The 24068-nt window shown below is 62.6% G+C and carries 14 protein-coding genes; 9 read left to right on the top strand and 5 right to left on the bottom strand.

Annotation, left to right across the window (positions count from 1 at the left end; translation table 11 throughout):
• Positions 1-280: 280 nt before the first annotated feature.
• The 8 genes from mfd (at position 281) to ACMO9O_RS07665 (ending at position 12811) form a co-directional block, all read left to right on the top strand.
• Complete coding sequence (gene mfd / locus ACMO9O_RS07630; RefSeq protein WP_418983269.1) at positions 281-3607, top strand: transcription-repair coupling factor; 3327 nt, start codon at positions 281-283, stop codon at positions 3605-3607.
• On the top strand, positions 3604-4344 hold the full coding sequence (locus tag ACMO9O_RS07635; RefSeq protein ID WP_418983270.1) for a type III pantothenate kinase: 741 nt from the start codon (positions 3604-3606) through the stop codon (positions 4342-4344). The genes mfd and ACMO9O_RS07635 overlap by 4 nt, the downstream gene beginning before the upstream one ends.
• Entirely contained in the window at positions 4319-5698 is a 1380-nt protein-coding gene (locus ACMO9O_RS07640; protein ID WP_418983271.1) for an OmpP1/FadL family transporter, read from the top strand. Before ACMO9O_RS07635 ends, ACMO9O_RS07640 begins: the two co-directional genes overlap by 26 nt.
• A 38-nt stretch (positions 5699-5736) precedes the next feature.
• A complete protein-coding gene (locus tag ACMO9O_RS07645) occupies positions 5737-7068 on the top strand; it encodes an enzyme of heme biosynthesis (RefSeq protein ID WP_418983272.1) in 1332 nt (443 codons plus the stop codon).
• A gap of 21 nt (positions 7069-7089) precedes the next feature.
• Positions 7090-8196, top strand: coding sequence for a hypothetical protein (locus tag ACMO9O_RS07650; protein ID WP_418983273.1), 1107 nt, complete (start codon positions 7090-7092; stop codon positions 8194-8196).
• Between the two features lie 16 nt (positions 8197-8212).
• Entirely contained in the window at positions 8213-9475 is a 1263-nt protein-coding gene (locus ACMO9O_RS07655; RefSeq protein WP_418983274.1) for a hemolysin family protein, read from the top strand.
• A 76-nt stretch (positions 9476-9551) separates the two neighbouring features.
• Complete coding sequence (locus ACMO9O_RS07660; RefSeq protein WP_418983276.1) at positions 9552-11582, top strand: peptidylprolyl isomerase; 2031 nt, start codon at positions 9552-9554, stop codon at positions 11580-11582.
• A gap of 86 nt (positions 11583-11668) precedes the next feature.
• Positions 11669-12811, top strand: coding sequence for an iron-containing alcohol dehydrogenase (locus ACMO9O_RS07665; RefSeq protein ID WP_418983278.1), 1143 nt, complete (start codon positions 11669-11671; stop codon positions 12809-12811).
• Between the two features lie 742 nt (positions 12812-13553).
• Here the strand turns inward: ACMO9O_RS07665 and scpA are convergent.
• The 3 genes from scpA to ACMO9O_RS07680 all read right to left on the bottom strand — a co-directional run bounded on the left by scpA (position 13554) and on the right by ACMO9O_RS07680 (position 17836).
• Entirely contained in the window at positions 13554-15692 is a 2139-nt protein-coding gene (gene scpA, locus ACMO9O_RS07670) for a methylmalonyl-CoA mutase (RefSeq protein ID WP_418983280.1), read from the bottom strand.
• Positions 15693-15694: 2 nt separating this feature from the next.
• Positions 15695-17545 (bottom strand): methylmalonyl-CoA mutase family protein, encoded by a 1851-nt coding sequence (locus tag ACMO9O_RS07675; protein ID WP_418983281.1) that lies wholly within the window; start codon positions 17543-17545, stop codon positions 15695-15697.
• Positions 17546-17617: 72 nt separating this feature from the next.
• Positions 17618-17836 (bottom strand): hypothetical protein, encoded by a 219-nt coding sequence (locus ACMO9O_RS07680; RefSeq protein WP_418983282.1) that lies wholly within the window; start codon positions 17834-17836, stop codon positions 17618-17620.
• 153 nt (positions 17837-17989) lie between these two features.
• Here ACMO9O_RS07680 and ACMO9O_RS07685 point away from each other — a divergent pair, with 153 nt between their 5' ends.
• Positions 17990-20167, top strand: a complete 2178-nt coding sequence (locus tag ACMO9O_RS07685) for a glutamine synthetase III (protein WP_418983283.1) — start codon at positions 17990-17992, stop codon at positions 20165-20167.
• A 72-nt stretch (positions 20168-20239) separates the two neighbouring features.
• Here ACMO9O_RS07685 and ACMO9O_RS07690 read toward each other — a convergent pair whose 3' ends face one another.
• Both ACMO9O_RS07690 and ACMO9O_RS07695 read right to left on the bottom strand, forming a co-directional pair.
• Positions 20240-22309 (bottom strand): polysaccharide lyase family 8 super-sandwich domain-containing protein, encoded by a 2070-nt coding sequence (locus tag ACMO9O_RS07690; RefSeq protein WP_418983284.1) that lies wholly within the window; start codon positions 22307-22309, stop codon positions 20240-20242.
• Positions 22310-22347: 38 nt separating this feature from the next.
• Positions 22348-24063 (bottom strand): RagB/SusD family nutrient uptake outer membrane protein, encoded by a 1716-nt coding sequence (locus ACMO9O_RS07695; protein WP_418983285.1) that lies wholly within the window; start codon positions 24061-24063, stop codon positions 22348-22350.
• Positions 24064-24068 lie beyond the last annotated feature (5 nt).

Here is a 24068-nt window from a genome sequence, read left to right on the forward strand (position 1 = left end):
GGTCGAAAACGAAGACCGGAGGTCCGGCAATCCGACAGTTGAATACAAAGCTGCGGCCCGCCGACCTGACAGCTGAAAACAAGATCGGAGGACCGGCAACTTGACGGTCGAAAACGAATGGCCGAAAACAAGTTGCCGTCATTTCAGGCCGCCGGTTCCGACAGCCGCAACCGTCCGGATCGTATGTCGCGGCGGTACGCCGCGGGATTCGGCGGTCGGAGCCGGCAGCGCGGAACACGTCCCGAAACCGACCGATTCGACAAAACAAGATAAACATTTCATGACTGCCCGAGAGCAGATGGCGCAGTTCGCTGCCGGGTCGAAAGCCCTGCCGAAGCTGTGCCGGGAATACCGGAACGAACGTGCCACCGTCCATCTGAAAGAGTTGGTCGGCGGGGCGCTTTCGTTCTATGCGGCGGCGGCCGTCGCAAAGGTCGGGGGCGTGCATGTCTTCGTGGCCGAGGACCGCGATGCCGCGGCCTACCTGATGAACGACTTCTACAACCTGCTGGACGAGGGACAGGTCAGCTTCTTCCCCTCGGCGTTCAAACGTTCGGCGGCCTACGGAACGGAGGACGCGCAGGGGGTCGTGCAGCGCACGGCGACGATGAACGCCCTGCGGAGTTTTGCGGGCAAGGGCTACCGGGTGGTCTGCACCTATCCCGAGGCGCTTGCCGAGCGGATCGCCGACGCCGAGACCATGCGGCGCGATACGATCGCCGTCGGGGTCGGCGACCGCATCTCGATCGAAGTGCTCGAACAGGCGCTCGTGGCGGCGGCGTTCACGCGCGTCGATTTCGTCTACGAGCCGGGCCAGTACTCCGTGCGCGGCGGCATCGTCGACGTCTTTTCCTACGCCGAAAGCAAACCCTACCGCATCGACTTTTTCGGCGACGAGGTCGATTCGATCCGCCGCTTCAACATCTCCAGCCAGCTCTCCGACGACAAGCTTCCCCGCGTGGAGATCATCCCCGACCTGCACACCGCCGGGGCGAAGGTGTCGCTGGCACATTTTGCGGGGGCGCAGGCCGCGTGGTGGTTCTACGATGCGGATTTCGTGCTGCGCCGCGTGAACGACGTGCGCCGCCGCACGCTCGCCGACATGGAGCATCCCGATGCGGTCGATGCGCTGCTGACCAGCCGCAACGCCCTGCTGGCCGACCTGGCGGACAGCCGCTTGTTCCTGCTGCGAGACAACCTTCCGGAGCGTCCGGCAACCGCCTCCGTCCTCTTCTCGACCGCGCCCCAGCCCAAGTTCAACAAGAATTTCGAACTGCTGGCCGACGATATGATCCGCAACGCGCTGCGCGGGTACGAGACCTACATCCTCTCCGAGAACAAGGTCCAGGTGGAGCGTCTGGAGAACATCTTCCACCAGATCGGTCGCGGACAGGCCGTCGTGCGCCCGCTGTCGCTGACCCAGCACGAGGGGTTCGTGGACAACGACCTGAAACTCTGCCTCTACACCGACCACCAGATCTTCGACCGCTACCAGCGCTACCGCATCAACGGCGAGATCCGCCGCGACGAACAGATGACCGTGGCCGAACTGAACCAGCTGCGCCCGGGCGACTATGTCGTGCACATCGATCACGGCGTGGGCCGCTTCGACGGACTGGTCAAGATCGCCGCGGGCGACGGCCGCATGCAGGAGGCCATCAAGCTGGTTTACAAGGACAACGACGTGCTTTTTGTCAACGTCCACTCGCTCCACCGCATCGCCCGCTACAAGTCGGGCGAGGGCGAGCCGCCGAAGGTCTACAAGCTGGGAAGCGGCGCCTGGCAGAAGCTCAAGAACGCGACCAAAAAGGCCGTCAAGGACATCTCGCGCGAGCTGATCGCCCTCTACGCCCGGCGCAAGGCGTCGAAGGGTTACGCCTTCTCGCCCGACAGCTACCTTCAGCACGAACTGGAGGCGTCGTTCCGCTGGGAGGACACCCCCGACCAGCAGGCAGCCACCGCAGCCGTCAAGAAGGACATGGAGTCGGATCAGCCGATGGACCGCCTCGTCTGCGGCGACGTGGGCTTCGGCAAGACCGAGGTAGCCATCCGCGCCGCGTTCAAGGCTGCCGTCGACGGCAAGCAGGTCGCCGTGCTGGTCCCCACGACCATCCTCGCCCTGCAGCACTACCGCTCTTTCACGGAGCGTCTGCGCGACTTCCCCGTGCGCATCGAGTACCTCAACCGCTCCAAATCGGCCAAAGAGGTGCGGCAGATCGCCGAGGACCTCTCCGCGGGGAAGATCGACATCCTGATCGGCACGCACAAGATGCTCGGCAGGCAGATCGTCTTCCGCGACTTGGGGCTGCTGGTGATCGACGAGGAGCAGAAATTCGGCGTCGCGGCCAAGGAGAAACTCACGCAGATGAGCGTCTCGGTCGACACGCTGACCCTTACGGCGACGCCCATCCCGCGCACGCTGCAATTCTCGCTGATGGGCTCGCGCGACCTGTCGGTCATCTCGACCCCGCCGCCCAACCGGCAGCCCATCGTCACCGAGTCGCACGTCTTTTCGGAGGAGATCATCCGCGACGCCGTCGAGACGGAGCTGGCCCGCGGCGGGCAGGTCTACTTCGTCCACAACCGCGTCGAGGACCTGCAAACCCTCCAGGGACTGATTACTCGCCTATGTCCGAAGGCCCGCGTGGCGGTGGGCCACGGCAAGATGCCCGCCGACAAGCTCGAAAAACTCATCATGGACTTCATTTACGGAGAGTTCGACGTGCTGGTTTCGACGACCATCGTCGAGAACGGCATCGACATTCCCAATGCCAATACGATCATCGTCAACGACGCCCAGCATTTCGGGCTGAGCGACCTGCATCAGCTGCGCGGACGCGTGGGCCGCTCGAACCAGAAGGCCTACTGCTACCTGCTCTCGCCGCCCGACGAACTGCTCTCCCCCGACGCACGCCGCCGCCTGAGAGCCATCGAGGAGTTCTCCGACCTGGGTTCGGGTTTCAACATCGCCATGCAGGACCTCGACATCCGCGGTGCGGGCAACCTGCTGGGCGCGGAGCAGAGCGGCTTCATCGCCGACATCGGCTTCGAAACCTACCAGAAGATCATGAACGAGGCCGTCGCAGAACTGCGGGCCGAGGGGCTGGAGGTGGCCGGGCTGAGTCCCGACGAGCAGCAGGTCGTGGGGCAGATGCGTTATTTGGACGACGCGCATATCGAGATCGAGGTCGAAGCCTCGCTGCCCGACAGCTACGTGGCCCAGCAGGCCGAGCGCCTCAAACTCTACCGCGAGCTGGACGCCACGCAGGACGAGGCGGCCCTGCAGGCTTTCGAAAGCCGTCTGGCGGACCGCTTCGGACCCCTGCCGCGCGCCGCGAAGGAGCTGCTGAACGTCGTGCGTCTGCGCTGGGAGGCGATCCGTCTGGGTATGGAGCGCGTCAAGGTCAAGAACTCGCTGATGATCGTCCACTTCGTCGGCGAGGAAAATTCGCCCTTCTACAAGAGCGACACCTTCATGGAGCTGCTGCGCCGCGTGACGCGCCATCCCGACCGTTTCGTCCTCAAGCAGCACAATAATCGGCTGGCGATGACCGTTAGACAGGTCAAAGACGTGGAAGACGCCTACAAAACCCTGCAACAGCTTTGAACCTGATCGTGGACATAGGCAACACGCTGGTCAAGCTCGCCCTGTTCGACGGCGGGCGGCCGGTGGCCGAGCGCAGCGTCGAGCGGCTGCTGCCCGCGGTGCTGGACGACCTGCTGGCGGGCCGCAGGGCCGAGGGGGCCATCGTGGCCTCGACGCGCGGCGAAGCGGACGAGGTCGTGGAGATGCTCCGTACGCGGGCGCGCCGCGTCGTGGAGTTCACCTCGCAGACCCCCGTGCCGATCGCCAACGCCTACCTCACGCCCGAGACGCTGGGCCGCGACCGGCTGGCCGCCGCCGTCGGCGTGGCTGCGCTCTATCCGGGCCGCAACGTGCTGATCGTCGATTTCGGTACGGCGGTGACCATCGACCTGGTGACGGCCGACAACACCTTCCGCGGCGGCTGCATCTCGCCCGGACTGGGCATGCGCCTGCGTGCGCTGCACGACTATACGGCCCGCCTGCCCCTGTGCGCCCCGACCGAGAAGGAGGAGCTTACGGGCCTTACCACCGAAGAGGCCGTCCGGCACGGGGTGATGAATTCGCTGACGTTCGAGATCGAGGGATATATCGACCGCATGCGGGGGCGAATTGACGATTTATGCGTTATTTTTACCGGCGGAGATGCGAAATTCTTTGTTAAACGGATTAAAAATACGATATTTGCATGTTGTAATCCGGTCTTTTGCGGATTGGATCGAATTTTAGCTTATAATGCACGTGAAGAACACCTTGATTAAACTCCTTGTCGCGCTTGCGGCGCTGCTACCCCTCGCCGCCGGGGCGCAGACAAGCAGTATAAATGCATTCTCCCCCTATACGATGTACGGCATCGGCGAGCTGAACACGCCCGGAACGCTGCCGATGCGGTCGATGGGCGGCGCGGGCGTGGCCATGCGCGGCACGGGCGTTATGAACCTTTTGAATCCCGCTTCGTACAGCTCCGCCCCGCAGAAGAGTTTCCTGTTCAACTTCGGGCTGGAGGGGCAGAACTACTACAACGAGCAGACCGTCGAGGGGCAGTCGAAGCGCTCGGCCTACAACACGTTCAACTTCCACGACGTGGCCTTCCAACTGCCGCTGGCCAAGAAGCTGGGGCTGGGTTTCAGCCTTACGCCCTACAGCTCGGTGGGCTACCGCATGAACTACGACCATCCGTTCGATCCGAACGACCCCGTCTGGGGCAACATCGGACGCGTACAATATAATTACAAGGGCGAGGGCGACGTGACGGAGGTCAAGCTGGGCCTGGGCTGGGAGGTCTTCAAGAACTTCTCGGTGGGGCTGGCCGCCCAGTACTACTGGGGCAACATCGACCGCGACTTCCAGATGAACGTGACGGCGATCCTGCCCGACGGCAACTCGACGTTCGCCTCCACGCTGGGCAACGAGAATTACAGCATTTCGAGCTTCAAGGGGCAGGTGGGCGTGCAGTGGCTCGCCCTGCTGACGGCCAAGCGCGTGCTGACGCTCGGCGCGGCGTTCGACTTCGGCGGCAACCTGAACCCGAAGGTGAAGACCACCATCTACGACAACAACATGAACGGCACGGAGGTGAAGGCCGATTCGACCAACCTGGCGCTTGTGCTGCCCCGGCAGCTCACCGTCGGCGCCTACTACCAGACGGCCAAGTGGGCCTTCGCGCTGGATTACGTCTACCAGAACTGGGGCGGCCGCAACCGCTCCTCCGTGTTCACGGGCGTGAGCGGTGCGGACAAATCCTCCTACGAGGTCTCCTACACCAATACGAGCACCGTCAAATTCGGCGTCGAGTACACCCCCTCCCGTTATGACGTGCGTCACATGCTCAAGCGCTGGTCCTACCGCGCGGGCTTCCGCTACGGCTCGTTCAACCAGACCTACGACGGACACCGGCTGGGCGAATACGCCGTCACGGCCGGCATCGGCATCCCCGTGAAGTTTTTGGCCATATCGGCCGTCGACATCGGTTTCGAGTACGGCCGCCGCGGCTTCAACGTGGCCGAACACCTCGGGCTGGTCCGCCAGCAGTACTTCAAGTTCGCCATCGGCTTCACGCTCTTCGCGGGCAGCGAGAACGGCGAGTACTGGTTCCTGCGTCCCAAGTACGATTAAACGAACGGCAAACAACATTAAAAATTAATCTCATATCCATGAAAAACGTTAAATTCCTGCTCTCTGCGGCTTGCGCACTCTTCGCAGTGGCGACGATGGCCCAGGACTTCAGCGATCCCAAGTACGCGATCTGGGGCGATACGCCCGAAGCGCGCAAGGAAAACATCCTCAACAGCAACTTCCTCAAGGAGTCGCTCGACAACAAGGACTACGATGCCGCCGCGCACTACCTCAAGGAGTTGCTCGACAAGCGTCCGCAGGCGTCTGAGAACACGTTCGTCCGCGGCACGCAGCTCTACAAGAACAAGATCAACCGCGCCAAGAGCCTGGCCGAGAAGAAGATGTTCACCGACTCGCTGCTGCTGATCTACGACCTGCGGCTGGAATACTTCGGCGACCACCCCAAGCGCGGCCGCGCCTATATCCTCGACCGCAAGGCCCGTGAGGTGCTGACCTACCTGCCCAACGACCGTGCGGCCATCCGCAAGGCGTTCCGCGAGGCGATCGCCGAGGCGGGCGACAACGCCGATCCGGAGAGCGTGGTGGCCTACTTCTCGAACCTTTGCGACGACTACAAGAATACCGACGAGGTGATGCCCGACGAACTGTTGGCCGAATACGACCGCCTCACGCCGTTCTTCGAGAAGAATCCCGATGCCGCAGAGTACAAGAAGCAGTTCGACGCCGCATTCGGGCTGAGCGGGGCCGCCAGCTGCGAGAATCTGGAGAACCTCTTCGCCCCGCGCATCGCCGCCGCTCCCGACGACGAGGAGCTGCTCGGACAGGCCTTCATGCTCATGTCGCGCGCCAACTGCGACAGCGATTTCTATTTCACGCTGGCCGAGAAGTATTACGAGATGAAACCCACGTCGGAAAATGCCATGTTCCTGGCACAGTCTTTCCAGAATAAGGGCGACTACAACCGCGCTTCGAAGTATCTCAACGAGGCGCTGGCCGTGGAGCAGGACCCCGCCGAGCGTCAGAAACTCTACGCCCGCATCGGGCTGCTGGAGTTCGTTTCGAACGACATTCAGGGCGCTGCCGCCGCTGCGCGCCAGGCCCGCGATCTGAATCCCGAGGACGGTCTTCCCTACTTCATTCTGGCGCAGTGCTATGCCTCTTCGGCTGCTGCCTGCGGCGGATTCGCCGGGCAGGCTGCGTTTTGGGCCGCCTACGACACGATGGCCAAGGCCGTCGAGCTGTTGAAGGAAGAGAACTATATCCAGACCGCCAAGACTTCGCTGGCCGCTTACCGCAGCCGGTTCCCGACCTCGGAGGAGTGCTTCTTCAACGAGGTGAAGGAGGGGGCGAGCTATAAGGTCACCTGCGGCACGGCCGCCGGCATCGTGACCACGGTACGTCCCCGCTAAAGCCACGAGCCTCTGTTCCGCATGCTGAACAAAGCGGCAAGATACGCACTGGTAGCACTCTCCCTGGCGGGGAGTGCTATCTTGCTATACTCCTGCGCGGAACCCGAAGCGGAGGAAAGTCCCGCCGCCCTGGAGACCCTGCAAACGGAGTACAGCGAGAACCTCTCGATCGTCGAATCGCTCAACGGACGCCGCTCCTACCACTTCGAGACCCCGCTGCTCGAGGGCTACACGCTGGCGCGCGAGCCTTACCGCGAATTCCGCAAGGGCATCAAGATAACCACCTACCAGGACGACTCGCTCTCGACGGTCGACGCCGTGCTCACGGCCAATTACGCCATCAACTACGAGAAGCGCAAGCTGTGGGAGGCCAAGGGCAACGTGGTGGTGGTCAAGTCCGATGGCAAAACGCTCTATACGCAGCAGCTGTTCTGGAACGCGCTGACCAAGAAGATCTACTCGAACGTCGATTCGAAAATCGTGCAGAACGACGGCCGCGACGTCTTCATCGGCGAGGGCTTCGAGTCGGACGAGGAGTTCAAGGACTGGCGGTTCCGCCGCATGAAGGGGCGCATGGAGGTCAACGTCACCCCCACCGAAGGGAGCGATTCCGTCGCAGGGGCGCGCCCGGCTGCGGCCGGAGCTTCCGGGGCAGCCCGGAAGCCCGAGACCCCCGCTCCGAAGCGGGCTGCACCCGCCCGGCCGCCGCAATCGGCCCTGCCTGTGGGCACACCTCCGGCAAACGCCGCTTTGGACGACGCTGCCCTGCTTGCCGTGCCCGATGTGCAGCGGCCGGCCGTACCGATGCGCTCCGACGCGCTGCCCGAAGAGACTGTCCGCCGTGCCGTGCCGGCCCAATCGGTCCGCGACGAACAGCCCGCCCTCAAAACGGACAGGGCGGTCGCCGAACCTGCCCGCGGGACCGGACAAAAGGACGGCGCCGTTACGAAGCCGGACCGAAAAGCCGGACCGAAAAGCGACGCCGTAGCCAAGCCCGCCCGCGAGGCCGTACAAATGGACCGAACTGTTGCGGAACCCGCCCGCGAGGTGCGGCGCGATGCGCTGCGCCCGGAAGAGTCCCTCGCCGAGCCGCGCGGAGCCGTGCGCTCGGACGAAGCCTCGAAATGATAAAGCGTCTGAAGCCATGCTCACCTCGATTGTGCTGATCCTTGCGATGCTGCTCCTCTCGGCCTTCTTCTCCGGGATGGAGATCGCCTTCACGAGCAAGAACCGCCTCAAGCTGGAGATCGACCGCAAGCAGAGCCGGATGTTCGACTTCATCGCCGACATCTTCGCCCGTCACCCGGGGCAGTACATCACCACGATTCTGGTCGGCAACAACATCGCGCTGGTCATCTACTCGCTCTACATGTCGCTGCTGCTGCGCGGCCTGTTCTACGCCGCGGGGTGGGAGAGTGCGGCCCGTGAGGGTTCGGTGGCCGTCGAAACGGCCGTCTCGACGCTCATCATCATCTTCGCCGCCGAGTTCCTGCCCAAGTCGATCTTCCGCAACAACCCCAACTTCTACTACCGGGCTTTCGCTCCGGTGATCTACTTCTTCTATATCGTGCTCTACCCCGTGGCGCGCTTCACGACGATCATCTCCCACGGCATCCTGCGGCTGGTGGGGCGGCGCGTCGAGGCGAAGGATACTGCGCCGGTCTTCAACCGCGAGGACCTGGCGGCGCTGCTGGAGACGAACAGCGCGGAGGCGCACCCCGAGCCGGACAACGAACTGAAGCTCTTTCAGAACGCGCTCGATTTCGCCGATCTGCGCGTGCGCGACTGCATGGTTCCGCGCGTGGACATCGAGGCGGTGGACATCGACGACACCACGATCGAGCAGCTTACCGACCGCTTCGTCGATTCGAAGTATTCGCGCATCTTCGTCTGGCGCAAGTCGATCGACAACATCGTGGGTTATGTCAACTCCAAGAGCCTCTTCCGGCGGCCTGCCACGGTCGCGGAAGCGGTCATGGAGGTCAACTTCGTGCCCGAGACCATGCCCTTGCAGCTGGTGTTGCAGAACTTCATCAAGCACCGCACGAACATCGCCGTGGTGATCGACGAATTCGGCGGCACGGCGGGCGTCATCTCGCTCGAGGACGTGCTGGAGCAGATTTTCGGCGAAATCGAGGACGAGCACGACGTGCCCGACCTGACGGAGAAGCAGGTCGGTCCCGGCGAGTGGGTGCTCTCGTGCCGGCTGGAGGTGAAATACCTCAACGAGAAGTACGGCTTGGGCATCGAGGAGAGCCGCGAATACGACACGCTGGCCGGTTTCATCATCTACCACTACGAGGGAATCCCCTCGGCCGGAGAGACGGTTTTCGTGGGCAGTTTGCAGCTGCGCATCCTGCGTACGACGCGTTCGCGCATCGAGTTGGCCCGCGTGAAAAAATTGTGATTCCGGACCGCTTTTTCCGAATTAATTACTACCTTTGGCTGTTTAAAAGAAACAATACGAACAATTAACAATTCATATGGCAAGTCTCAACACTTTACGAACCAAGTTCGGCATCGTGCTTTCGATCATCATCGCACTGGCCCTCTTGGCATTCATCCTCTCTCTGAAGACCGAAATGGGCTTCTCGGGCAACGACCCCAAGGTGGGCGTGATCGACGGCGAAAAGATCAGCTATTCGGAGTATTACGAGCAGTACGAGCGGATCCGCGAGCAGAACAACGTGCAGGAGAGCGACGAACAGCAGTCGGCCATGCTGGCTAACGCCGCCTGGCAGTCGCTCATCGCCAACCGCGTGATGGCCCCCGGTTTCGAACGGATGGGACTTCGCGTCACCGAGCCGGAGCGGCTGGCCATGATCAGCGGACAGCACCCCTCGCAGACGCTCTACAACGCTTTCGCCGATCCCCGCACGGGCGAGTACAACGTGGCTGCCGTGAGCGAGTTCCTGGCCCAGGCCGAGACCAATCCGCAGGCGCAGCAGGCGTGGGCGCAGCTCAACGAGCAGATCCGCATGGAGCGTGAGGTGCAGAAGTACCTGGGCCTGCTCCGGGGCGGCACGTACGTCAATGCACTCGAGGTCGCCAACGGCGTGGCCGCAGCCAACGACACCTTCTCCGGCAAGTGGGCCGGCAAGAAGTATTCGGCCGTTCCCGACTCGCTCTTCCAGGTTTCGGCGTCCGATCTGAAAGCCTACTACAAGAGCCATAAGAACAGTTTCCGGCAGATTCCCAACCGCACGCTCTCCTACGTAGTATTCGAGGTGAACCCCACGGACGACGACCTGCTCGCGCTGGAGAAGAGCGTGGAGGAGGTGGGCGCTCAGTTCGCCGCTACCGACGAACTGAAGAGCTTCGTGCGCGCCAACCGCAACGGTACGGTCTCCGACCGCTACGTCTCCGCGGCCCAGCTTTCGGCCGATGAAGCCGAGGCGCTGATGGCCGGCAAGACCTACGGTCCCGTGCTGAAGAACAACGAGTGGACGATGTCCCGCGTGGTCGATGCCAAGCTGGTTTCCGACACGCTCGGCATCCGTCATATCGTCCTGCCCTACACTGAGGACCGGCTGGCCGACAGCCTGCTGGGCGTGCTGCGCAAGGGCGGCGACTTCCGCCAGCTGGCCGCACAATACTCGGTTTACGACGCGACGGCCGCCAACGGAGGCGAGGTGGGAGTGATGCCCTTCTCGGCCTTCACGGGCGAGTTCGCCGAGGCGCTGGCCGGGGCGAAGCAGGGCGACGTGGTGAAGATCGCTTCGGGCGACGCCATCCAGCTCATGCAGGTTTACCGCGCCGACAAACCCACCAAGCACGTGCAGGTGGCTTCGATCACCTATCCCGTCGAGGCTTCGGAGGCTACGCGCCGCGAGGCCCACAACCAGGCGGGCGTCTTCTCGGTCAATGCCAAGGGTTCGGTCGAGGCGTTCAACGACGCCGCATCGACGGCTGCCGTGACGCCGCGCATGGCAACCCTCTCGCAGGGCGAACGCACGCTGCGCGGACTGGACGACTCGCGCGAGGTGGCCCGCTGGGCGTTCGGCGCCAAAGAGGGCGACGTATCGGAGATTTTCAACGTCGGCAAGGACTATGTGATCGCCATCCTTACGGGGATCGACGACGAGGAGTACGCTTCGCTGGACAAGGTTTCGGCGCAGGTGCGTGCACAGGTGCTCCGCGATAAGAAATACGATCATATCGTGGCCGGACTCAGCGGTTCGACCCTCGAGGAGCAGGCCGCCAGCCTCGGTTCTGAGGTCGCCGATTTCGATAATGTGACCTATGCTTCGTACTACGTCAACGGACTGGGCGTCGAGCCTCGCGTCGTGGGCGCGATCACCGCTTCGGAGCAGGGCGCCGTCTCGGCTCCCGTCAAGGGCGGTTCGGGCGTCTACGTCTTCCGGGTGGACGAGATCGCCAAGGAGGAGAAGCAGACCCCCGAGGGCGAGAAGGTCCGCGCTCAGGCGATGGCCGAGAACATGGTTCAGCAGTTCGCCATGCCGGCCATCCAGCAGATGGCCAAAATCCAAGACCTCCGCGGCCGCTACTTCTAAGTCGCGCTGCGGATGCGAGAAATCAGGAACGCCGGGCATGTCCCGGCGTTCTTTTTGTTATCTTTGTCTATCCAAACTCTTTTGCCATGAATAATTTCATCTATCACAATCCGACCGAACTCGTCTTCGGCAAGGGACAGATCGCCCGGCTCTCCGAACTTATCCCCGCCGGAAAACGCATAATGATCACCTTCGGCGGCGGCAGCGTGCGCCGCAACGGCGTTTACGATCAGGTCGTGCATGCACTTGAGGGGCGCGAGTGGGTCGAGTTCTGGGGCATCGAACCCAACCCCTCGGTCGAAACCGTCCGCGAGGCGGTCGCCCTGGGACGCGAGCACGGGGTCGACTTCCTGCTGGCCGTGGGCGGCGGTTCGGTGATCGACGGGACGAAGCTGGTGGCCGCTGGACTGCTCTACGACGGCGATCCGTGGGACATCGTACTGCGCGGCAAGGCCGATCGTTCCGTGCCGCTGGCTACGGTGCTCACCATGTCGGCCACGGGTTCCGAGATGAACAACGGCGCGGTGATCTCGCGGCGGGAGACGCGCGAGAAGCTCGCTTTCTACGGGCAGTATCCCGTCTTTTCGATCCTCGACCCCGAAACGACCTTTTCGCTGCCCGCGCGGCAGATCGCCTGCGGGCTGGCCGATACGTTCGTGCATGTGCTCGAGCAGTATATGACCACTCCGAACCAGTCGCGCCTGATGGATCGCTGGGCCGAAGGCATCCTTTTGACCGTCAAGGAGATCGCGCCTCTGATCCGGGCCGACCAGCGTAATTATGACGCCATGTCGGAATATATGCTCGCGGCAACCCTCGCGCTGAACGACATGATCCGCATGGGCGTGACGCAGGACTGGGCCACGCACCGCATCGGCCACGAACTGACCGCGCTGCACGGCCTGACGCACGGCGCGACGCTGGCCATCGTCATCAACGGCACGCTGCGCGTGCTGCGCAAGCAGAAGCGCGGCAAACTGTTGCAATTCGGCGAACGCATCTGGGGCATTGCCGAGGGTTCGGAAGAGGAGCGCATCGACCACACAATCGCGGCCAATGAGGCGTTCTTCCGCTCGCTGGGTCTTTCGACGCGCCTCTCGGAGGAGGGTATCGGCGAAGAGACCATCGCCGAGGTCGAGCGCCGCTTCAACGCCAACGGCTATGCGTTCGGCGAGGCGCAGAACGTCGACGGCGCGATGGCCCGCCGGATTCTCGAGGCGTGCCGGTAAAGAGGTGCGGTCCGGTCGGGATCGGATCAGCGACGGTAGCGGGCCGCAGCCTGAGGAGCGTTTTCCGAGCAAGGTCAGCGCTTCAAGACGGTACTATCCCGGTTTTCGGTCGCGGCCTAAGGTGGACTTTCGTAGTCCAAATGAAAAGCCTTAAATGAGTGAGGATCCGGAAGCGGTTTGCGGAGGGATGCGATAGATGGGTCTCTGCCGCTCAGCGAACATGGTTCGTAATCTCCCTGGGCAGCAGACTGGGGCGTTTCCTACGTGTCTGCACGGCCAGGACTTTTCGGACGCAGCCTGCGGAGGACGCGATGAGCGGGCCTCCGCCGCCGGAGGCTGCGGCCCGCGGTTCTTCGAACCAAACGTTCTTGCCCTTTCTTTAGAAGAAAGGGCGAAAGAACCGCGTACGCAGAAAACAGCGGGCGTCTGTCCTCCGCCTCGCTGAACGGGCACGAAAGCTAAAGCATATCGTACACCCGTTCCGGGCGCTCGGCGTCGGACAACCGCAATTCCCGCCGTTTCCATAAGTGCGCGATGGGGGTGCAAAGCTATCGCTTTGCTTGGATATAATTGAGGCGCGTTGCCGTGGTCCTAGGCTTAGGGACGCAGTCTGTGCCCCGCCGGCCTAACGGCCGATAACAAGGCAACCGGATTGCGGTTTGCGTGTCTTTTCGATCCGTGCCTACAATAAAACACCGCCGCGTATTTCTACGCGGCGGTGTTTTGAAAAGGTCTTTGCAGGTTACTCGGCGAGCAGGATTTCGAGAATCTTGATCGCCGCCGTAGCGATGGGCGTGCCGGGGCCGAAGATGGCGGCGGCGCCGTCCTTGTAGAGCTGGTCGTAGTCCTGGTGGGGGATTACGCCGCCGACGATGACGATGATGTCCTCGCGGCCCAGTTTCTTCAGTTCGCCGATGATCTGCGGCACGAGCGTGAGGTGGCCGGCGGCCAGCGACGAAACGCCCACTACATGCACGTCGTTCTCAACGGCCTGCCGGGCAGCCTCCTCGGGGGTCTGGAACAGCGGGCCCATGTCGACGTCGAAGCCGATGTCGGCGTAACCCGTGGCCACGACCTTCGCGCCGCGGTCGTGTCCGTCCTGACCCAGTTTGGCGATCATCACGCGCGGCTGACGGCCCTCCTTGCGGGCAAATTCGGCGCACAGCTCCTTGGCGTGCTCGAAGGATTTGTCGTTTTTCACTTCTGAACTGTAAACTCCTGAGATGGAACGAATGACTGCCTTGTAACGGCCTACGACAACCTCGCAGGCGTCCGAAATCTCGCCCAGCGTGGCGCGGACCCGGGCGGCCTCGACGGCCAGCTCCAGCAGGTTGCCCTGCTTGGTCTTCACGCACTCGGTGATGGCGGCCAGCGCCTTCTTCACGGCGGCCTCGTCGCGCGCAGCGCGCAGCTCCTTCAAACGCTTGATCTGGCTCTCGCGTACGGCGGTGTTGTCCACGGCGAGAATGTCGATCGGGGCTTCTTTCTCCAGACGGTATTCGTTCAGTCCGATGATCTTCTCCTCGCCCGAATCGATGCGGGCCTGCTTGCGGGCCGACGCCTCCTCGATGCGCATTTTCGGAATGCCGGTCTCGATGGCCTTGGCCATGCCGCCCAGCTTCTCCACCTCCTCGATATGCTCCCAGGCCTTGTGGGCGATTTCGTTGGTGAGCGTCTCGACGTAGTAGGAACCGGCCCACGGATCGACCTCGCGGCAGACGTTGGTCTCCTCCTGAATGTAAATCTGCGTGTTACGGGCAATACGCGCCGAGAAGTCGGTCGGCAGGGCGATCGCCTCGTCCAGCGCGTTGGTGTGCAGCGACTGGGTGTGTCCCAGCGCCGCGCCCATGGCCTCGATGGCCGTGCGGGCCACGTTGTTGAACGGGTCCTGCTCGGTGAGCGACCAGCCGGAGGTCTGCGAGTGGGTACGCAGGGCCAGCGACTTGGGATTCTTGGGATCGAACTGCTTGACGATCTTGGCCCAGAGCATACGTGCCGCGCGCATCTTGGCGATCTCCATGAAGTGATTCATGCCGATGGCCCAGAAGAACGACAGACGCGGTGCGAAGGCGTCGATGGACATGCCGGCGTTGATACCCGCGCGCAGGTACTCCAGACCGTCGGCCAGCGTGTACGCCAGCTCGATGTCGGCCGTGGCGCCCGCCTCCTGCATGTGGTAGCCGGAGATCGAGATCGAGTTGAACTTGGGCATGTTCTTCGAGGTGTACTCGAAGATGTCGGCGATGATACGCATCGAGAACTCGGGCGGATAAATATAGGTGTTGCGCACCATGAACTCCTTGAGGATGTCGTTCTGAATCGTACCCGAAAGCTGGTCGAGCGTGCAGCCCTGCTCCAGTCCGGTGACGATGTAGAACGCCAGGATCGGCAGCACCGCGCCGTTCATGGTCATCGACACCGACATGCGGTCGAGGGGAATGCCGTTGAAGAGCACCTTCATGTCCTCCACCGAGCAGATCGACACGCCGGCCTTGCCCACGTCGCCCACCACGCGCGGGTGGTCGGCGTCGTAGCCGCGGTGCGTCGCCAGGTCGAAAGCCACCGACAGACCCTTCTGTCCGGCGGCCAGGTTGCGGCGGTAGAAGGCGTTCGACTCCTCGGCGGTCGAGAAACCGGCGTACTGACGGATGGTCCACGGACGCATCACGTACATCGTCGAGTAGGGACCGCGCAGGAACGGGGCGATGCCCGCCGCGTAGTTGAGGTGCTCCATGCCCTCGAGGTCTTCGGCCGTATAGGCGCCCTTGACGGGAATGCGTTCGGCCGTCAGCCACGGTTCGACCTTTCCGCAGCCTTTCTTGGCGCAGCAGCTCTGCTGCCCGTCGCCTTCGTATCGGATTTCGTTGAATTTCGCTCTCATGATCAGATTCCCATCTCTTTAAGGTAGAACTTCAGTGTTTCCAGGACGTTCGACTTCACGTTGATGAAGTTCGAGATGCCCTGTGCCTCCAGCTCGGGAGCGCACGCCGGAGCACCGGCAACCACGAGGATCGCACGGCCTGCCAGCAGCTCCTTGACCTTCGGAGCGGCCTCTGCGTAGTCGTCGTCCGAAGCGCAGACCACGACGATCTCGGCTTTCGCCTCCAGCGCGGCCTGGACACCCTCCTCGATTGACTGGAAGAACGTGTTGTCGATCACGCGGATGCCGGCGCAGCCGAAGAAGTTGCACGAGAACTGGGCGCGGGCGCGGGCCATGCCCAGGCTGCCGCAGGTGAGCATGAACGCCTTGGGCTGACGGCCCGAGCGGTCGACGCGCAGGCGCATCTCTTCGAACGCCATCGCACCGCGGTAGGGCACGAGTACGTTGCCCTCGGCTTTCGTGCGGGTCACGGCCTCGGCGGTAATCTCCTTCGGGGCCACCTCCGAGAAGTTGGGGTACTGGTTGGCGCCGAGCAGCGTCTGCCGGCGCGTGGCGATCATCTTGTCCTTAGCGGCGGCCGAAGCATCGACGCGCTCCTTGATGAAGCCCGCCTTGTAAGCCTCGGCGTAGCCGCCCTTCTCTTCGATCTCGAGGAAGAGCTTCCACGCCTCGGCGGCGATCGACTGCGTGAGGTTCTCGATGTAGTACGAACCGCCTGCCGGGTCTACGACCTGGTCGAAGTGGGCTTCGTGCTTGAGCAGCAGCTCGACGTTGCGGGCGATGCGCTTCGAGAACTCGGTCGGGGTCTCGAACGAGCGGTCGAACGGGGTCACCTCCAGCGAGTAGACGCCGCCGATGGCCGCCGACATGGCTTCGGTCGTACCGCGCAACATGTTGACGTAGGGGTCGTAGACGGTCTGGTTCCAGCGCGAGGTCTCGGCGTGGATCTGCATCTTGCTCGGGCAGTTCTTTTCGGGAACGTACCCCTTGACGATGTTGGCCCAAAGCATGCGCGCGGCGCGCAGCTTGGCGATCTCCATGAAGTAGTTCGAGGTGACCGAGAACGAGAAGCGCAGCTTGCGCGCCGCCTGCTCGGCCTCGACGCCCGCGTCGGTCAGGCGCGAGAGGTAGTCGTTACCGGCCGAAAGGGCGAATGCCAGCTCCTCGACGATGGTCGAACCGGCGTTGCCGAAAGTCTGGGCCGATACGGTTACCACGCGGATATGCTTGTACTCGCGCGTCTTCTCGATCAGCGCCGCGATGCGGGCGAAGCACTTCTGCCCGTCGGGCGAGCAGAAGTCGCCGCGTTGGGCAAGTCCCTTGACCAGCGGATCGATCGCAAAGGCGATGCGCACCTCTTCGTTGGCGATGCCCTCCTTTTCGATCTTGGCCAGCACCAGTTCGGCCACGTCGGCGGTGTGCTTGCCGCAGAAGACGATCGCTGCGGCCGGGATCGAGATGCCTGCGAGCAGCACGTCCAGGTCGGCTGCCGTAAACTCCTCCTTCTGGATGCAGAGGCCCAGCGAATCGACGCCGCGGTTGAGGATGTCCAGCGCCTCGGCGTTGGCCGCTGCGGGATCGGAGACCTCGACGGTCTGGTGGATGCGCCAGCGGTTATGCGCGCGCGTACCCCGTACGAAGGGAAACTCGCCTGCCTGCGAGCCCAGGAATCGGATGCCCTCGAGGTTCTCGGCGCGGTAGTAGGGACGGACGTTGAACCCTTCGCCCGTACGCCAGACCAGTTTGCGCTCGTAGTCAGCACCTTTCAGGTCGGCTGTAATCACCTCTTCCCACTTCTCGGTCGGAACCGGCGGGAACTCGGTGAACAGCTTTTCACGTTTGGTATTTGCCATAACTGTTTAGAGATTAGTATGAGTGTTGTTTCTCTTGTTTTCAAATTGCACGTAAAGGTACAAAATAAATATCTAACTGTAACCAAAAATTGTTACCAAAATAACAGTAGCGGCTGCTTTTTGGCGCGCAGCCTGCAAAGGCATTTTCGGACGGACTGCGGCTGAAAAACGGGCGATCGGTTGAATATTGTTCGAAAAATCCGCAATTTTTGGTGGAATTGCAAAATTACGGAAAATCGAAGAAGCGCCCGAAAAACCATCTGTTATCCTAATAACAGCATAAAATTTCACCGATTCCCAAAAAAATAGGGGCTGATTCCCGGAAAAGGCTGAAAAAAACGGGCGATTTCGGAAAAAACAGGAATTGTGAAAAACAACGGCAGGCGAAAAGAATTACCTTTGCCCCCGAAAACGATTTTTCGAAGAAACCCAATCATACAGCTTATGTCCCTGCTCCGTTTCAAAATGGTCGATGCGGCGATCAACCACTCGGCCGTCGAGGTGAAAGCCCCCGAAGGGCGCCCGTCGGATTACTTCGCCGAGAAGGTTTTCAACCGCGCCGCCATGCGCAAGTATCTGGATAAAAAAACTTACTCCATCCTGCTGGAGACGATGGAGAAGCGTGCGCCGCTGCCGTTCGAGGTGGCCGACAGCGTAGCCGCCGGCATGCGGCAGTGGGCGCTCGAGCACGGTGCGGACCACTACACCCACTGGTTCCAGCCCCTGACGGGCGGCACGGCCGAGAAGCACGACGCCTTCGCCGAACCCGACGGCTCGGGCGGCGTGCTGGAGGAGTTCTCGGGCAAGCTGCTCGTGCAGCAGGAGCCGGACGCCTCGTCGTTCCCCAACGGCGGCATCCGCAACACGTTCGAGGCGCGCGGCTACTCGGCATGGGACCCCACCTCGCCGGCGTTCATCGTCGACACGACGCTCTGCATCCCCACCGTCTTCATCGCTTACACGGGTGAGGCGCTCGACTACAAGGTCCCCCTGCTGCGGTCGCTGACGGCCGTCGGACGGGCGGCGACGGAGGTGTGCCACTACTTCGACAAGAATGTGCAGCGCGTGGTCTCCTACCTGGGGTGGGAGCAGGAGTACTTTCTGGTGGACGAGAGCCTGTGGGCCGTGCGCCCCGACCTGATGCTTACGGGCCGCACGCTGATGGGCCATGAGTCGGCCAAGAACCAGCAGCTGGAGGACCACTATTTCGGAGCGATTCCCACGCGCGTCATGTCGTTCATGCGGGACCTCGAATACGAGTGTCTCAAGTTGGGCATTCCCGTCAAAACCCGCCATAACGAGGTGGCGCCCAACCAGTTCGAACTGGCTCCCGTCTACGAGGAGGCCAATCTGGCCAACGATCACAACCAGCTGTTGATGACCATCATGGACAAGATCGCGCGCCGCCACCAGTTCCGCGTGCTGCTGCACGAGAAGCCCTTCAAGGGGATCAACGGCTCGGGCAAGCACAACAACTGGTCGCTGGGGACCGACACGGGCGTCAACCTGCTGGGACCCGGCAAAACGGCGTCGGAGAACCTCCAGTTCATCACCTTTCTGGTGAACGTCATTTCGGCCGTCTGGAAGTACAACGGTCTGATGAAGGCGGCGATCATGAGCGCCACGAACGCCCACCGGCTGGGGGCCAACGAGGCGCCCCCGGCCATCATTTCGGCATTCCTCGGCTCGCAGGTCTCGGCCGTGCTCGACAAACTGGCCGCCAGCCGCGGGGACGGCGATATCCGCTTCGACGCCAAAAACGTCTTCAAGATGAGCGGCATTTCGCACATCCCGACCCTGCTGCTCGACAATACGGACCGCAACCGCACCTCGCCGTTCGCCTTCACGGGTAACCGCTTCGAGTTCCGCGCCGTAGGGTCGTCGGACAACTGCGCCGAGGCGATGATCGTGCTCAATTCGATCGTCGCCGACGAGCTGGTGGCGTTTAAAAAGGCGGTCGATGCCAAAATCGAGGGGGGCATGAAGAAGGAGAAGGCCCTCTACGAGGAGCTGAAGCGGATGATCCACGCATGCAGCGCGATCCGCTTCGACGGCAACGGCTACTCCGACGAGTGGCGGACGGAGGCGGCCCGGCGCGGGCTGGACTGCGAAACCTCGACGCCGCTCATGACCGACCGCTACCTCGACAAAGAGACCGTCGACATGTTCTCGCGCATGGGCGTCTTCACGCGCGTCGAGCTGGAGGCGCGCGCCGAGGTCAAGTGGGAGACCTACACGAAGAAGATCCAGATCGAGGGGCGCGTGCTGGGCGATCTAACGATGAACCACATCGTCCCCATCGCCTCGAAGTACGAAGCGATGCTGCTGGACAAGGTGTATAAAATGTCGCAGATTCCGGGGCTGAACGCTTCGGCGGACATTGCGCTCATCAAGAAGATTCAGGACCATACGGCCTCCATCCAGAAGCTCTCCGACGAGCTGATCGAGGCGCGCAAAAAGGCCAACCGCATCGAGGACCAGCGCGAGAAAGCGATCGCCTACCACGACACCGTGGCGGTCTTCTTCGACGAAATCCGCTACCACATCGACAAGCTCGAAGAGATCGTCGACGACCAGATCTGGCCGCTGCCGAAGTACCGCGAACTGCTCTTCCTGCGCTAAGCAGCGGGGGATTCAACCAAACAGGGACCGTCCTTTCGAAAGGACGGTCCCTGTTTTTTTCGGTCCGGCTCGCTATCGGCCGAAGGGGATGCGCTCTTCGCGCCCGTCGATCGTGACGGTTACGGACTCCATCGGCCGGCTTTCGCAGAACGGATTGGCGACGGTCGTCTTGCCCGCGGCCCGGTCGTGGATCAGCAGACAGGGCTGGTCGACCGTGATCGTTCCCGCGCCCTCGGCCGTGATGCTGCCCGGCTCGTAGAAGGCGGCCATCGTCTTGCCCGAGGCGAGGTCCGCCACGGCCTGCACCTGCGGCGTGTTGCTGAGGATGCGGTAGTCGTCGCCGCGCTTCAGGAACGCCTCCTCGCGGATCGCCGGGTAGACGGCGTAGGCGTAGACGGCCTGCTGCGGGGCGGTCCCGTGGTCGAAGCCGATCCAGAGAATGTCGCCCTTTTTGCCCTTGTACTCCGCGGGATAGGTCCCCTTATAAGTTTCCGCGGTCGGCGTTCCCGTATCGAAGCGGTAGCCCACGTCGTAGTGCCAGAGCCGGTCGAACGGCGCGGTGTTCTTCCCGCCGAGCGCCGCCATCGCGCCGCCGCTGCCGGCGGTCGCCTTGCCCGAGAGCTGGGTCTGGTTGACCGTGGTCACGGCCGGAGCGTCCCTGCGGTCGCTGCGGATACCCGCGCCGAGGGCCACGAAGTAGTCGTCGAAATAGAACCACGCCTTGTGGGCCGTGAGGCTGTCCTTGGCGTAGATGAAGGCGCAGACGCCGTTACGGCCGTCCGAAGCGCCCGAGGCGTACTCGCTGCCGCCCTGACCGCCCTCGCCCCACATCGGAGCGGGCATCGCACGCCGGTCGGCCATGACGGTCGTCCCGGGGATGCGCTTCCAGTTCCACCCGGCGTAGATCGGGTTGTATTCGTCGCCGTGGACCTTGATGTAGTTGGCTCCGTCGCCCGTGTGGTAGTTGTCCATGCCCTCGGCGTTGCCCGCCTCGTTGCCGACCGTACGCACGGAGGTCATGCGCGTGGAGATCATCGCGCCCGCAGGGCGGTGGATCATGTAGTCGGTACGGGGGAACATGCGGTTGCCGTTAAGCTCGCCCGAACCCTTCATCAGCGCGATCATCTTTTTCAGCTCGTCGGCGCGCGGCGTGCCGAACGCGGCCAGCTGCTGCGCCATGTCGAGGAACGAGGGTGCGGTGCTGTTGCGCAGCAGGCCGCGGCCGTACTGGTTGACGTCGATCTCCCCGGCATACCAGGTCCAGACAAGCCCGTCGAGGAACAACCGCTCGAAAATGTCCACCTTTTCGGGGGCGAGCCAGAAGTCGGTCCCGTTGACGAAGTTCAGGAAGAAGAGGATGCCGTTCACGTAGTCGCGGCCGTAGGTGGCCAGGTAGAGCTGCCGCCCGCTGCCGTTGTGCTGCGTGTAGGAGAAGTCGGGCTGGATGCCCTCCTCGCGGTCGCCCTCGGCGATCTTGACGAGCGAATTGACCTTCTCCATCACCTCGCCCAGCAGTTCGCCGTTCTCCGACGAGACCGCCGCGGTGAAGGTCACCTGGCAGATGTCCGTGCCGTTGGCGCCGTCCTGCGCCCGCTGTTCGGGGATCGACCAGGAGTGGGTCATGTAGTCGATGAATTTGGCATACAACTCTTTGTCGTAACGCTTCATGTCGTCGCCCATCAGCACGAGCGTGGGGATCAGATTCTTCGGCCAGCCGATGATGCGATGCCACCAGTTCTGGTCCTCCAGGTTCAGGTCGATCCAGTAGGCGAGCGAACGGGTGATCGCGTCGTAGAGGTCGCGGTCCTTGTAATACGTGCCCGGGGTGGTGGCGTAGGCGCGCGCCAGCTTGCCTAGGTCTACCAGGTGGGGCGTTTTCCGCCCGCCGGTGTTGAACGTTTGGTCGGCGTAGTCGATGTTGGAGAAGGAGCCGTCGGCCTCCATGCGGCCGAGAATCTCCTCGACGGCGGTGTCGCTGGGCTTGCCGCCCTCGTAGTAGCGCAGCATGCGCAGCTTGATCTTCTTGATCTGGCCCGTGCTGCTCTTGGCGGGTTTGGCGGGTTTGGCCGCCGTTGCCGCCGCCGGCAGGAGCAGCGCTCCCGCCAGCAGCGTCAGCAGCGACAGGGTGATGAGTCGTTTCATGGCGATTCGGTTGATTCGGTTCATAACCTGCTAACGGATCATTTCCACTTTCTGTTGCCTCCCCAGCCCTCATTTTGTTCCGACTGCGGGATCAGGCCGTTGCGGCTGATCTCGTCCTGCGGAATGGGCATGATGTAGTGCACTTCGGGGTTGAAGTTGTTGAACGCGCCCATCTTGTCGCGCACCCAGCCCTGCGAGGTCGCGGCCAGCTCGCCGTTGTAGGCCTGCCGGTAGAGCGGTTCGATCTCGGCGAGCTTCTTCTCGTAGAGGCCCCAGCGCACCAGGTCGAAGCGGCGTTTGCCCTCGAAGCAAAGCTCGCGGGCGCGCTCGTCGACCACCAGTTCGAAGACCTTCTCCTGCGAGGGCACGCCCTGCACCTCGGTGGCCTTGGCGCGCCGGCGCACGATGTTGATCTGCTCGACGGCGCCCTGCTGGTCATCCAGCGCATTGAGCGCCTCGGCCAGCATCAGGTGCACCTCGGCGATGCGGTACATCGGCAGGCGTGCCCCGCTGTAACTGCGCGATGCGCATTCGGCGGCCGTGTTGGCGTAGATGGTGCGGTACTTGCCCGGGTAGAACTGGAAAACGTTGACCGGACTGGTCGTCACGGCGGTCGTGTCGGGGGCGTTGTGCTTGGTCTCTTTGGTCATTTTGAACACCGTGCAGTTCCACGTCGCGCGCTGGTCCTTGCCGTCTTTCCAGGTGTCTGCGATGGACTCCGGATCGTAAGACGAAACGTCCTTCTCCGAAATCTTGGCGTAGAGGGGGCGCAGCCCGGCTGATTGGTAGATCCATGCGTCGGCGGCGTATTCCTTGGTGTTCGCGCCGCCGATGCCGTTGTACTTGCCCAGACGGCTGTCGGTGTTGTAGCCGTTGGTGCCACGCAGGTACATGGTCTGCAACTCCCAGATCTGCTCGTTGAGGTTGGGAATCTGCCGCACGGAGTTCATGAATACGGTGATATAGTCGGTCTTGGTGATGTCGTGAACCGGATTCTCCAGCACCTTGCGGCTCCAGTGCGCCGCGCGGCGGTACATGAGATTGTTCTGCATCGAGTCGGCCGGCAGGCGGTCTTTCATCAGGTAGCCCGTCAGGTTGAGGTAGACGTCGGCCAGCGCGGTCTGTGCCGCCGTGTTGGCCACGTGGCCGTACTCCACCTGGTCGGGATTGGGCATCAGGGCCTGAATCTCGTTCAGCTCCTGCACGATGAAGTGATAGATTTCGACGGCCGAGGTGCGGGCGATATCCAGATCGTTCAGGTCCGTGGTGGGTTCGGTGCGGAACGGCACGTCGCCGAACATGCGCACCAGCGTGAAGTAGTAGAAGGCGCGCAGGAAGCGGGCTTCGCAGATCTGCTGGAGGCGCACGGCGGTCTCTTCGGCGGTTTCGTCGTCGGGAATGTAGGTGTCGGCCAGCCGGATGAACTCGTTGGCCGCGTTGATGCCCGCGTATAGCACGCGCCAGGGGTCGTTGAGCGTCGTTGCGGTGTGGGAATTGTTGGCCACTTCGCCCGCCGTGGTCGAACGCGAGATGGCCACGTCGGTGGCGGCTTCCATGCGGATGGAGATGAATGCGCCCCAGGTGGCTTCGTTGTAGAGGTAGGCGTAGACGCCTGCCAGCACCTGTTCGCGGATACTCGGGTTCTTGTAGGCCTTCTCCTTGTCGTTCATCTCGCCGCGGGGTGCGATGTCCAGCTTGCTGCACGAGGCGGCCAACAGCACGGCCATCAATACGGGTATGAGGTATTTTTTCATGTTCG

Origin of the sequence: Alistipes sp., assembly GCF_048465635.1 — a bacterium.
In the GTDB taxonomy this organism is placed as follows: domain Bacteria; phylum Bacteroidota; class Bacteroidia; order Bacteroidales; family Rikenellaceae; genus Alistipes.